The sequence below is a fragment of the Pseudomonas sp. B6(2017) genome (assembly GCF_002112765.1).
GTDB classification, from domain to species: Bacteria; Pseudomonadota; Gammaproteobacteria; order Pseudomonadales; family Pseudomonadaceae; genus Aquipseudomonas; species Aquipseudomonas piscis.
Map to the genome: position 1 here is coordinate 142,793 of NZ_NEIQ01000008.1, position 12,206 is coordinate 154,998.

Annotated in this window: 13 protein-coding genes; 12 read left to right on the forward strand and 1 reads right to left on the reverse strand. The window is 62.7% G+C overall.

Annotation, left to right across the window (positions count from 1 at the left end):
- Window positions 1-7: 7 nt before the first annotated feature.
- Window positions 8-694, reverse strand: a complete 687-nt coding sequence (locus tag CAG11_RS15400) for a DNA-3-methyladenine glycosylase (protein ID WP_022641209.1) — start codon at window positions 692-694, stop codon at window positions 8-10.
- A gap of 165 nt (window positions 695-859) precedes the next feature.
- On the opposite strand from CAG11_RS15400, the gene CAG11_RS15405 reads away from it, so the two are divergent.
- The 12 genes from CAG11_RS15405 (at window position 860) to lipA (ending at window position 12,168) form a co-directional block, all read left to right on the forward strand.
- The gene (locus tag CAG11_RS15405; RefSeq protein WP_085596959.1) at window positions 860-2,125 is read left to right on the forward strand and encodes a glutamate-5-semialdehyde dehydrogenase; all 1,266 of its coding nucleotides are present in this window, start codon (window positions 860-862) and stop codon (window positions 2,123-2,125) included.
- Window positions 2,125-2,769, forward strand: coding sequence for a nicotinate-nucleotide adenylyltransferase (nadD, locus tag CAG11_RS15410; RefSeq protein ID WP_022641207.1), 645 nt, complete (start codon window positions 2,125-2,127; stop codon window positions 2,767-2,769). Before CAG11_RS15405 ends, nadD begins: the two co-directional genes overlap by 1 nt.
- Before the next feature lie 60 nt (window positions 2,770-2,829).
- Window positions 2,830-3,252, forward strand: a complete 423-nt coding sequence (gene rsfS, locus CAG11_RS15415; protein WP_031320587.1) for a ribosome silencing factor — start codon at window positions 2,830-2,832, stop codon at window positions 3,250-3,252.
- A 9-nt stretch (window positions 3,253-3,261) separates the two neighbouring features.
- Window positions 3,262-3,729, forward strand: a complete 468-nt coding sequence (gene rlmH, locus CAG11_RS15420; protein ID WP_011063671.1) for a 23S rRNA (pseudouridine(1915)-N(3))-methyltransferase RlmH — start codon at window positions 3,262-3,264, stop codon at window positions 3,727-3,729.
- A 13-nt stretch (window positions 3,730-3,742) separates the two neighbouring features.
- Window positions 3,743-5,638 (forward strand): penicillin-binding protein 2, encoded by a 1,896-nt coding sequence (gene mrdA / locus CAG11_RS15425; protein ID WP_085596960.1) that lies wholly within the window; start codon window positions 3,743-3,745, stop codon window positions 5,636-5,638.
- Between the two features lie 31 nt (window positions 5,639-5,669).
- Window positions 5,670-6,773, forward strand: coding sequence for a rod shape-determining protein RodA (gene rodA, locus CAG11_RS15430; protein WP_085597071.1), 1,104 nt, complete (start codon window positions 5,670-5,672; stop codon window positions 6,771-6,773).
- 17 nt (window positions 6,774-6,790) lie between these two features.
- Window positions 6,791-7,801, forward strand: a complete 1,011-nt coding sequence (mltB, locus tag CAG11_RS15435) for a lytic murein transglycosylase B (protein ID WP_085596961.1) — start codon at window positions 6,791-6,793, stop codon at window positions 7,799-7,801.
- Window positions 7,801-8,796: a septal ring lytic transglycosylase RlpA family protein gene (locus CAG11_RS15440; protein ID WP_022641203.1), complete on the forward strand. Its 996-nt coding sequence runs from the start codon at window positions 7,801-7,803 to the stop codon at window positions 8,794-8,796. Before mltB ends, CAG11_RS15440 begins: the two co-directional genes overlap by 1 nt.
- A 183-nt stretch (window positions 8,797-8,979) precedes the next feature.
- On the forward strand, window positions 8,980-10,137 hold the full coding sequence (locus CAG11_RS15445; protein WP_022641202.1) for a D-alanyl-D-alanine carboxypeptidase family protein: 1,158 nt from the start codon (window positions 8,980-8,982) through the stop codon (window positions 10,135-10,137).
- An 81-nt stretch (window positions 10,138-10,218) separates the two neighbouring features.
- Complete coding sequence (locus CAG11_RS15450) at window positions 10,219-10,494, forward strand: DUF493 domain-containing protein (RefSeq protein WP_025129297.1); 276 nt, start codon at window positions 10,219-10,221, stop codon at window positions 10,492-10,494.
- Window positions 10,494-11,141 (forward strand): lipoyl(octanoyl) transferase LipB, encoded by a 648-nt coding sequence (gene lipB / locus CAG11_RS15455; RefSeq protein WP_022641200.1) that lies wholly within the window; start codon window positions 10,494-10,496, stop codon window positions 11,139-11,141. Before CAG11_RS15450 ends, lipB begins: the two co-directional genes overlap by 1 nt.
- A gap of 1 nt (window position 11,142) precedes the next feature.
- Complete coding sequence (gene lipA, locus CAG11_RS15460) at window positions 11,143-12,168, forward strand: lipoyl synthase (RefSeq protein ID WP_022641199.1); 1,026 nt, start codon at window positions 11,143-11,145, stop codon at window positions 12,166-12,168.
- Window positions 12,169-12,206 lie beyond the last annotated feature (38 nt).

Sequence of the window (12,206 nt, forward strand, 5' to 3'; positions counted from 1 at the left end):
CGGCGGATCAGCCGAGGATGAGGTAGTCGCGCCCTTCGACCTGGCCTCGGCGCAGTGGGTTCCGAGTGCAGCAGGGGGCGTAGGCGGCATCGACGAAGCGATACATCAGGTGTTCGTCGCGCCCGTGGGGAATACCCAGGCGGGTGGTCTGGATGATCTTGGGCACGGCGTTGCCGGCGTCTTCGACAAAAAGGATTTCGTGATCGAAGCGTTTCGCATCCCAGACCGGGACTTTCAGGCCCAGGGCCTTGCATAGCAGGGTCTGGCCGGCGCAGAGCTTTTGCGCGGGGCGAGGCTGGCCGCTGGCGTCCGGGTTGTTCAGTTGCATCTGTTGCAGGCTGGCAGGGCCTGAAACCTCGTCGACCCAGGGATAGGCGGACTTGATCAGCACCGCATTGCCGGGGCCCTGGGCGCTGAAGTTCAGCGAGTCACCGCCCCGGGCGTAATACATATAGATGTGGCCACCATCCAGAAACAACGCCTTACGTTTTTCCGTGAAGCCGAGGGAGGCATGGCTGCCTTTTTCCTCGCAGTAATAGGCTTCAGTCTCGATAATGCGCGCTGAGAGCCACAGGTCCCCGACTTTATGGCGGATCACCTTGCCCAGCAGCTCACGGGCCAGGAGCTGAGCGTCACGGTCGAAAAAGCTGTCAGGCAGGGCTTTGGGCAGTTTCGCAGAGGTCAGGATGGACATGATGGTGAAGGGTAATGGCCAGGAAAGTGCCGGAATGATAACAACTTCAGGCTTAATTCAGGCTGAACCAGCAGTATTTCGACCATCCGCCCGTGACCGCTGTCCGTGGGCCGGCGCGACAGCTATAATCAGCCGCTTTCCTCTTTGCCAAGACCACACCAGACCATGACTGAGTCCGTTCTTGACTACATGACCCGTTTGGGTCGCGCTGCCCGCCAAGCTTCCCGGGTCATCGCCCGCGCCACCACCGTGCAGAAGAACCGCGCGCTGCTGGCGGCTGCCGATGCGCTGGACGCCGCGCGACCGGAACTGACCGCGGCCAACGAGCAGGACCTGGCCAGCGGCCGGGCCAATGGTCTGGAACCGGCGCTGCTGGATCGCCTGGCACTCACCCCCGCCCGTATCGACGAGATGATCGAAGGCCTGCGTCAGGTGGCCAAGCTGCCTGACCCCATCGGTGAAATCCGCGATATGCGCTACCTGCCCTCGGGCATCCAGGTGGGCAAGATGCGGGTGCCCCTGGGCGTGATCGGCATCATCTACGAGTCGCGTCCCAACGTGACCATCGACGCCGCGGCCCTGTGCCTCAAGTCCGGCAACGCCACCATCCTGCGTGGCGGTTCCGAGGCCATTCATTCCAACCGCGCCATCGCCGCTTGCATCCAGCAAGGGTTGGCGGCGGCCGACCTGCCGGCCCACGTGGTGCAAGTGGTGGAGACCACCGACCGCGCCGCGGTGGGCGCGTTGATCACCATGCCCGAGTTCGTCGACGTGATCGTGCCCCGTGGCGGCAAGAGCCTGATCGAGCGGGTCAGCCGTGATGCCCGGGTGCCGGTGATCAAGCACCTGGATGGCGTCTGCCACGTATTCATCGATGTCGCCGCGGACCTGGACAAGGCCATCCGCATCGCCGACAACGCCAAGACCCAGCGCTATGCCCCGTGCAACACCATGGAGACCCTGCTGGTCCATGCCGGTATCGCCGGGCGCGTACTGCCGCCGCTGGCCGCGATCTATCGCGACAAGGGTGTCGAGTTGCGTGGCTGCGAGCAGACCCGGGCGATCCTCGGGGGCGATGTGCTGGAGGCCAGCGAAGAAGATTGGCGTACCGAGTACACCGCGCCGATCCTCTCGATCCGCGTGGTGGACGGCCTGGAGCAGGCCATCGAACACATCAATGCCTACGGCTCGCACCATACCGATTCCATCGTCACCGAGAACTTCAGTGACGCCCGGCGCTTCCTCAACGAAGTGGATTCCAGCTCGGTCATGGTCAATGCCTCGACGCGCTTCGCCGACGGTTTCGAATACGGCCTGGGCGCGGAGATCGGCATCTCCACCGACAAGCTGCACGCCCGTGGGCCGGTAGGCCTGGAAGGCCTGACCAGCGAGAAGTACGTGGTCTTCGGCGACGGTCACGTGCGTACTTGATGGGCAAACGTATCGGCCTGCTGGGCGGCACCTTCGATCCAGTGCATATCGGCCACCTGCGTGGCGCACTGGAAGTGGCCGAATCCATGCGACTCGACGAGCTGCGCCTGACACCCAGTGCCAGGCCGCCTCATCGGGATACACCGCAGGTGTCGGCGCTCGATCGTCTGGCGATGGTCGAGCGTGCGGTGGCGGGCGTTTCACCCCTGGTGGTGGACGACCGTGAGCTGAAACGGGACAAACCGTCCTACACCATAGACACCCTGGAGCAGATGCGCGCCGAACTGGCCGCGGACGACCAGTTGTTCCTGCTGTTGGGCTGGGACGCTTTCTGCGGCCTGCCCACCTGGCATCGCTGGGAAGAACTGCTCCAGCACTGCCACATCCTGGTGCTGCAACGCCCGGATGCCGACAGTGAGCCGCCGGATGCCCTGCGCAACCTGCTGGCGGCCCGCTCGGTGAGCGACCCGCTGGCCCTGCAAGGGCCGGGGGGACACATTGCATTCGTCTGGCAGACACCGCTCGCGGTGTCTGCCACCCAGATCCGTCAACTGCTGGCCAGCGGTAAGTCGGTACGTTTCCTGGTGCCTGACGCGGTCCTGGCCTATATCGATGCTCACGGACTGTACCGTGTGCCGAACTGAAGGAAGGCTGCCGGCCCATGTCGTGCGGCGTTCCATACATACGAGCTGAACGAGTTTTATATGACTAACCAAGTAATGAAAGGCGAAGATTTGGTCAAGGTGGCTGTCGCCGCGCTGGAAGACGTCAAGGCCCAGGACATCCTGGTGATCGATGTGCGCGACAAGCAGAGCATCACCGACTACATGGTGATCGCCACCGGTACCTCCAACCGCCAGATCGGCGCGATGCTGGAAAAGGTCCGCGAGATGGTCAAGGCCCAGGGCGTACGTCCGCTGGGTGAAGAAGGCAAGGGCGACAGCGACTGGGTGCTGCTGGACCTGGACGAAGTGATCGTACACATGATGACCGCCTCGGCCCGCCAGTTCTACGACCTGGAGCGCCTGTGGCAGGGCGCCGAGCAGAGCCGCGCGGCCGATGGCAAGCACCACAGCCCGGAAAACACCCACGAGCATTTCGCCAAGCTCAACAAAGACCAGCAATAAGGGACGGCTGTGCGCCTGCGTCTGATCGCTGTCGGTTCACGCATGCCCAAGTGGGTGGAAGAGGGTTGGCATGAGTATGCCAAGCGTCTGCCATCCGAGCTGGCGCTGGAACTGGTGGAAATACCGCTCAACACCCGGGGCAAGAATGCCGACGTGGCCCGCTTCATCCGTCAGGAAGGCGAGGCCATGCTGGCCAAGGTCGGGCATAACGAACGCATCGTGACCCTCGAGGTGCACGGCAAGCCCTGGAGCACCGAGCAGTTGGCGGTGGAGCTGGACCGCTGGCGCCTGGACTCGCGTACCGTGAACTTCATGGTCGGCGGCCCGGAAGGGTTGGCGCCGGAAGTCTGCGCGCGGGCGGACCAGCGCTGGTCTCTGTCGCCCCTGACCTTGCCGCACCCGTTGGTGCGGATCCTCATCGGCGAACAGCTGTATCGCGCCTGGACCGTGCTGTCCGGCCACCCTTACCACAAGTAGCCTGCGCCCCCCCATGTCCCAGCCGATCCGTATCAAGGACCATGAAAAAGACGCCCGCCTGGTGCGTAACCGGGTGGTGTTCGGCGCCATCCTGGTGGTCAGCCTGATCGGCGTGCTGATCGCCCGGCTGTATTACCTGCAGGTGATCCAGTACGAGATTCACTCCACGCTTTCGGAGAGCAACCGGGTTCACGTCCAGTCCATCCCTCCGAGCCGGGGCTTGATCTACGACCGTAACGGCGTGGTGGTGGCCGACAACCGGCCCAGCTTCAGCCTGAGCATGACCCGCGAGCGCTCCGGCGACTGGCGGCAGGTTCTCGATGTGATAGTCGAGGTGCTGGAACTGACGCCGGAAGACCGGGTGCTGTTCGAGAAGCGGGTCAAGCAGGGGCGGCGGGCGTTCGAGCCGGTGCCGATCCTGTTCGAGTTGACGGAAGAGCAGATCGCTCGTATCGCGGTGAACCAGTTCCGCCTGCCTGGCGTGGAGGTGGTGGCCCAGTTGGTCCGACATTATCCCCAGGGTGCGCATTTCGCCCACTCCGTAGGTTATGTGGGACGGATCAATGAAAAAGAACAGAAGTCCCTGGATCGGGTGAACTACAGCGGCACCCACCACATCGGCAAGACTGGCATCGAACGCTTCTACGAGGACGACCTGCATGGCCAGGTGGGCTACGAGGAAGTCGAGACCAATGCCCGTGGCCGTGTGCTGCGGGTGCTCAAGCGCACCGACCCGATTCCCGGCAAGGACATCATCCTGAGCCTGGATATCAAGCTGCAGGAGGCTGCGGAGGCGGCCCTGGGCGGTCGACGCGGCGCGGTGGTGGCCCTGGACCCCAACACCGGCGAAGTGTTGGCGATGGTCAGCCAGCCGAGTTTCGATCCCAACCTGTTCGTCACCGGGATCAGCTTCAAGGCTTACGCCGAGCTGCGTGACTCCATCGACCGGCCACTGTTCAACCGAGTGTTGCGCGGGTTGTATCCACCGGGTTCGACCATCAAGCCGGCGGTAGCCATTGCCGGGCTCGACGCGGGAGTGGTGACGGCCACGAGCCGGGTCTACGACCCGGGCTACTACCAGTTGCCCAACTATGACCACAAGTACCGCAACTGGAACCGCACCGGCGACGGTTACGTCGATCTGGACACGGCGATCATGCGGTCCAACGATACCTATTTCTATGATCTGGCCCACAAGCTGGGGATCGACCGGCTCTCGGCCTACATGGGCAAGTTCGGCATCGGCCAGAAGGTTTCCCTGGATATGTTCGAGGAGTCGCCAGGGCTGATGCCGACCCGTGAGTGGAAGCGTGCGACCCGGCGCCAGGCCTGGTTCCCGGGGGAAACCCTGATCCTCGGGATCGGCCAGGGCTATATGCAATCGACGCCCCTGCAACTGGCCCAGGCCACCGCCCTGGTGGCCAGCAAGGGACGCTGGAACCGGCCGCACCTGGCCAAGAGCATCGAGGGCGCACGGCCGGTGGACCACAACCCGATGCCGGACATCGTGCTGCGTGATCCGGCGGACTGGATGCGGGTCAACCACGGTATGCAGCAGGTGATGCACGGCCCCCGGGGTACTGCGCGCAAGGCGGCGGTCGGCTCGCCCTACCGGATTGCCGGCAAGAGTGGTACCGCCCAGGTGGTGGCGATCAAGCAGGGCGAAAAATACGACCGCTCCAAGGTCCAGGAGCGCCATCGCGACCATGCCTTGTTCGTTGGTTTTGCCCCGGCCGAGAACCCCAGGATAGTGGTGTCGGTGATGGTGGAGAACGGTGAGTCGGGCTCCGGCGTCGCCGCCCCTGTAGTGCGCCAGGTCATGGATGCCTGGCTCCTGGGCCCGGATGGCCAGCTCAAGCCAGAGTTCGCCAGCCCTACCATTACGGAGGCTACGGCCCGTGAAGAGTAATTTCGACCGCATTCTCTCCAGCGAGGACGTGATGCGGCGTCGGGCGACGCTGTTGCAGCGCCTGCATATCGATGGTCCCTTGCTGATCCTGCTGCTGACCCTGGCGGCCGGCAGCCTGTTCGTCCTGTATTCGGCCAGTGGCAAGAGCTGGGACCTATTGGCCAAGCAGGCCACTTCGTTCGGCATCGGCCTGGTGTCGATGATCATCATCGCCCAGTTCGAGCCGCGCTTCATGGCCCGCTGGGTGCCGCTTGGTTATGTGTTCGGCGTGGTTTTGCTGGTGGTAGTGGACGTGATGGGCCACAACGCCATGGGCGCGACCCGCTGGATCAACGTCCCCGGGGTGATCCGCTTCCAGCCCTCGGAGTTCATGAAGATCATCATGCCGGCGACCATCGCCTGGTACTTGTCCAAGCGCACCTTGCCGCCGCACCTCAAGCATGTGGGCATCAGCCTGGTACTGATCGGTATTCCATTCATGCTGATCGTGCGCCAGCCGGACCTGGGCACGGCCCTGCTGATCCTGGCCGGCGGCACCTTCGTGCTGTTCATGGGCGGGTTGCGCTGGCGCTGGATCATCAGTGTGCTGGCGGCGGCTGTGCCGGTGGCGGTGGCCATGTGGATGTTCATCATGCATGACTACCAGAAACAGCGGATCCTGACGTTCCTCGATCCGGAAAGCGACCCCCTGGGGACCGGCTGGAACATCATCCAGTCCAAGGCCGCCATCGGCTCCGGCGGGGTGTTCGGCAAGGGCTGGCTGCTGGGTACCCAATCGCACCTGGACTTTTTACCGGAAAGCCACACCGACTTCATCATCGCGGTCATGGGCGAGGAGTTCGGCCTGGTGGGCATCTGCGCGCTGCTGCTGATCTACCTCTTGTTGATCGGGCGCGGGCTGGTGATCACGGCCCAGGCCCAGACGCTGTTCGGCAAGTTGCTGGCAGGCAGCCTGACCATGACGTTTTTTGTTTACGTTTTCGTCAACATCGGTATGGTCAGTGGCTTGTTGCCGGTGGTGGGGGTGCCGTTGCCCTTCATTAGCTACGGAGGAACTTCGCTGGTGACGCTACTGTCAGCGTTTGGGGTTTTGATGTCGATCCATACCCATCGCAAGTGGATCGCGCAGGTTTGAATAAGGTGAACAACTCAATGCAAGTAATGCGTGGCTGGGCCGCTCGGTACGCTCCATGGGTCGGTCTGGCGAGCATCCTGGGGGCCGCGGAGCCTGCTTCGGCTGGTGCCTACGAAGGCTCGCCCCAGGTCGCCGAATTCGTCGGGGAAATGACCCGGGACTACGGTTTCGCCGGAGAGCAGCTGATGGGCGTGTTCCGCGAAGCCGAGCGCAAGCAGGCGATCCTCGATGCCATTTCGCGGCCTGCCGAACGGGTCAAGCAATGGAAGGAATATCGCCCGATGTTCATCACCGATGCGCGTATCGCTCGTGGCGTGGACTTCTGGCGCCAGCACGAGGCGGTCCTGGCCCGTGCCGAGCAGGAATATGGGGTCCCGGCCCAGGTCATCGTGTCGATCATCGGCGTGGAGACCTTTTTTGGCCGCAATACCGGCAATTACCGGGTGATCGACGCCCTTTCCACCTTGGGCTTCGATTATCCGCCGCGTGCCGAATTCTTCCGCAAGGAGCTGCGCGAGTTCCTGTTGCTGGCCCGTGAAGAGCAGCTCGATCCCCTGAGCCTCAAGGGCTCCTATGCCGGAGCCATGGGGCTGCCGCAGTTCATGCCCAGCAGCTTCCGCGCCTACGCCGTGGACTTCGACGGCGATGGGCACATCAATATCTGGACCAATCCGGACGATGCCATCGGCAGCGTCGCCAGTTACTTCAAGCGCCATGGCTGGGTAGCTGGCGAGCCGGTGGTCAGCCGTGCCGATGTGCGCGGGGACCGGGTGGACGAGGGGCTGACCAGCGGTATCGAGCCGACCAAGACCGTCGGGGAGTTGCGAGCCCTGGGCTGGTCGAGTCATGATGCGCTGCGCGACGATATGCCGGTTACCGCTTTCCGCCTGGAAGGTGATAACGGTCCGGAATACTGGATGGGGCTGAAGAACTTCTACGCGATCACTCGTTATAACCGCAGCGTGATGTATGCCATGGCCGTACATCAGCTGTCTGAACAGCTGGTCCAAGCACGGGGCGTCAAGTAATGCTGGCAATGCCAATCCGCAACCCCTTGAAGCTGCTGGCTTTTGCCGCGTTGGCGCTGTCGCTGGCCAGTTGCTCGACGAGCCGCTCGCCGCAGCCCAAATCCTCCAATGCCGTGCGTTCGATGCCGGGCCTGGATGTCAATCGCGCCCACAAGGATGGCGCGCCCTGGTGGGATGTCGACGTATCGCGCATTCCCGATGCGACGCCGACCCTGCATACCGGTCCGTACAAGGCCAACCCTTATACGGTGCTGGGCAAGACCTACTTTCCCATCCAGGAGTCCAGGAACTACGTGGCTTCGGGCACGGCTTCCTGGTACGGCACCAAGTTCCATGGCCAGAACACCGCCAATGGCGAGGTCTATGATCTGTACGGCATGAGTGCCGCACACAAGACCCTGCCGTTGCCCAGCTATGTGCGGGTGACCAACCTGGACAACAACCGCAGCGTGATCCTGCGGGTCAACGATCGTGGTCCGTTCTATTCCGACCGGATCATCGACCTGTCCTATGCCGCGGCGAAGAAACTCGGTTATGCCGAAACCGGTACCGCCCGGGTCAAGGTCGAGGGCATCGATCCGCAGCAATGGTGGGCCCAGCGTGGCCGTCCGGCGCCTTTGATGCTCAATGAGCCGCAAGTGGCGCAGAATAGCGCGCCAGTGGTTACCAGCTCGGCCGGTACCGTCGAACAGTGGACGCCTCCGCCGCAGCAGCATGCGGCTGCCGTGGTCCCGGTGCAGGTCAAGAACACCGCAGCCTCCGGTCAGTACCTGCAGGTGGGCGCCTTCGCCAACCCGGACGCTGCCGAACTGTTGAGGTCGAAACTGAGCTCGATGGTGAGCGCTCCGGTGTTCATCAGTTCCATCGTACGCAATCAGCAGACGCTGCATCGGGTACGCCTTGGGCCGTTCGGTTCGCCGGACGAAACCCAGCAAGCGCAGAACAGCGTGCGCCTGGCCAACCTGGGCCAGGCGAGCGTGGTCACTGCGGAATAGCGACATCTAGATTGAGGGTCCGCTTGCGACATCGGGGGGCGGATCCGGGTTGTTGGCTCGCCGAACAACAAAAGCCCGGCAAGGGTCGTGAGTGAACAACGCACACGCGACAACCCTTCAGAAGGTTGTCTGAAATAGTTTTGCCCCCAGGGGCAAGTTTCCATTAGCAACTTCGAGAGACGGATGAACATCACCACCTTTGCCAAACGCCTGTGCCTGCTTCTACCGCTGATCATCACACCCGCCGCCTGGGCGGTCGAGGTGATGCCGTCACCACCGCAGCTGGCCGCCAAGTCCTACGTGCTCATGGATGCCAGCAGCGGAAACGTGCTGGTGGAGAACAATGGTGACCAGCGCCTGCCGCCGGCCAGCCTCACCAAGCTGATGACCGCCTACATCGCCACCCTGGAAATCCGCCGTGGCCAGATCGGCGAGAACGACCCGGTGACCGTCAGCGAAAACGCCTGGCGCACTGGCGGTTCGCGGATGTTCATCAAGGTGGGGTCGCAGGTGTCCGTCAGCGACCTGCTGCACGGCATCATCATCCAGTCGGGCAACGATGCCAGCGTGGCGATTTCCGAGCACATCGCCGGTAGCGAAGACGCCTTCGCCGACATGATGAACAAGACCGCCGGCGACCTGGGCATGAGCAACAGCCACTTCATGAACCCCACCGGCCTGCCGAACCCCGAGCATTACTCGTCGGCCCATGACATGGCGCTGTTGGCACGCGCGATCATTCATGAAGATCCGGCCCACTATGCGATCTACTCGCAGAAGGAGTTCTTCTGGAACGGCATCAAGCAGCCTAACCGCAACCTGTTGCTGTGGCGTGACAAGACCGTCGATGGCCTCAAGACCGGGCATACCGACGAAGCGGGCTACTGCATGGTGTCCTCGGCGGTACGTGATGGCATGCGCCTGATTGCCGTGGTGTTCGGCACCAACAGCGAGCAGGCCCGGGCTGCCGAGACCCAGAAACTGCTGACCTATGGCTTCCGTTTCTTCGAAACCCAGACCTTCTACCAGAAGGGCACCGAACTGGCCCAGGCGCCGGTATGGAAGGGCACCACGCATCAGGTCAAGGCTGGCCTGGCCCAGGACCTGACCATGACCATGCCCAAGGGCCAGCTGAAGAAGCTGGCAGCCAGCATGACCATGAACCCGCAACTGGTCGCGCCGATCGCCAAGGGCGACGTGATCGGTAAAGTCGAAGTGAAACTGGACGACAAGGTGGTGCACAGCGCCGACCTGATCGCCCTGGAAGCAGTCGACGAAGGTGGTATCTTCCGTCGCATGTGGGATAGCATCCGTCTATTCTTCTACGGCTTGTTCAACTGATATTGTCGACCCACGTGGCCCTCGCTCCCAAGCGGAGCGGGGGCCATGTCCGTCGCCACGGCTTACGAGGCCGTTATTGCCATGACAGACACTGACGTTAAGTCGCACAAGATTGAGTTTCCCGTCGATGACTATCCGATCAAGGTGATCGGTGACACGGTCGTCGGCTTCAAGGACACCGTGATCGAGATCCTTGCCAAGTACGCCACCCTGGACATCAAGTCCCTGGCCGAGCGCCAGAGCAGCAATGGCAAGTACACCACGGTGCAACTGCACATCACCGCCACTGGTGAAGACCAACTGCGTGATATCAATAGTGCCCTGCGCGCTACCGGTGTCGTCCACATGGTGCTGTGATGCCACAGACGCTGGGCTTTCGTGAGCTTGGCCTGAGGGCCTACGAGCCGGTCTGGCAGGCCATGCAGCGCTTTACCAACGAACGCGGGACCGATGCACCGGACGAGGTCTGGCTGGTGCAGCATCCTCCGGTCTTTACCCAGGGGCAGGCCGGCAAGGCCGAGCATCTGCTGGTGCCGGGGGATATCCCGGTGGTGCAGGCCGATCGTGGTGGCCAGGTGACCTATCATGGTCCGGGCCAGCTGGTGGCCTATTTGCTGCTGGACGTGCGCAGGCTGGGTTTCGGCGTGCGTGAATTGGTCAGCCGCATGGAGCAATGCCTGGTGGAGTTGCTGGCCAGCTACGGCGTGCCGGCGGCGGCCAAGCCCGATGCACCGGGTGTCTACGTCGATGGAGCGAAAATCGCTTCCCTGGGCCTGCGTATCCGTCATGGATGCTCCTTTCACGGTCTGGCCTTGAACGTGGATATGGATTTGCAGCCGTTTCGACGGATTAACCCCTGTGGTTATGCCGGTCTGGCGATGACCCAGCTGAGCGACCATGCAGGGCCGATTGAATTTGCCGAGGTAAGTGCCCGGCTGCGTGCGCAGCTCGTCAAACACCTCGACTACGCTGAGCAGACGACCCTAACGGGCGGAATCGACTGATATGACTACTGCGCAACAAGACGCTGTTCAAACCCTGATCCCGACGCTGGATGTTTCCGAGCGGCCAGCCCGCGCGAAAGTTGAAACCGGCGTCAAGTTGCGCGGTGCGGAAAAGGTCGCGCGTATCCCGGTGAAGATCATCCCGACCACCGAGCTGCCGAAGAAGCCCGACTGGATCCGCGTACGTATCCCGGTATCCCCGGAAGTCGACCGGATCAAGCAACTGCTGCGCAAGCACAAGCTGCATAGCGTCTGCGAAGAGGCTTCCTGCCCGAACCTGGGCGAGTGCTTCTCCGGCGGCACCGCGACCTTCATGATCATGGGCGACATCTGCACCCGCCGTTGCCCGTTCTGCGACGTGGGCCATGGTCGTCCCAAGCCCCTGGACGTGGATGAGCCGATGAACCTGGCGGTGGCCATCGCCGACCTGCGCCTGAAGTACGTGGTGATCACCTCGGTGGACCGCGACGACCTGCGCGACGGTGGCGCCCAGCACTTTGCCGATTGCATCCGTGAAATCCGCAAGCTCTCGCCGAACGTACAGTTGGAAACCCTGGTTCCCGACTACCGTGGCCGCATGGACATTGCCCTGGAAATCACCGCGGCGACTCCACCGGACGTGTTCAACCACAACCTGGAAACCGTGCCACGCCTGTACAAGGCCGCCCGCCCGGGTTCCGACTACCAGTGGTCGCTGACCCTGCTGCAGAAGTTCAAGCAGCTGGTACCCCATGTGCCGACCAAATCCGGCTTGATGCTGGGCCTGGGTGAGACCGACGACGAAGTCATCGAAGTGATGAAGCGCATGCGCGAGCATGACATTGACATGCTGACCCTTGGCCAGTATCTGCAGCCGTCGCGTAACCACCTGCCGGTGCAGCGTTTCGTGCATCCGGACACCTTCGCCTGGTTCGCCGAGGAAGGCTACCGGATGGGCTTCAAGAACGTGGCGTCCGGTCCGCTGGTGCGTTCCTCGTATCACGCCGACGAACAAGCGAAGCTGGCCAAGGAAGGTCTGGTTTCCTGATTCACCAAGCCCGCAGGAGCTGGCTCCTGCGGGCGTTC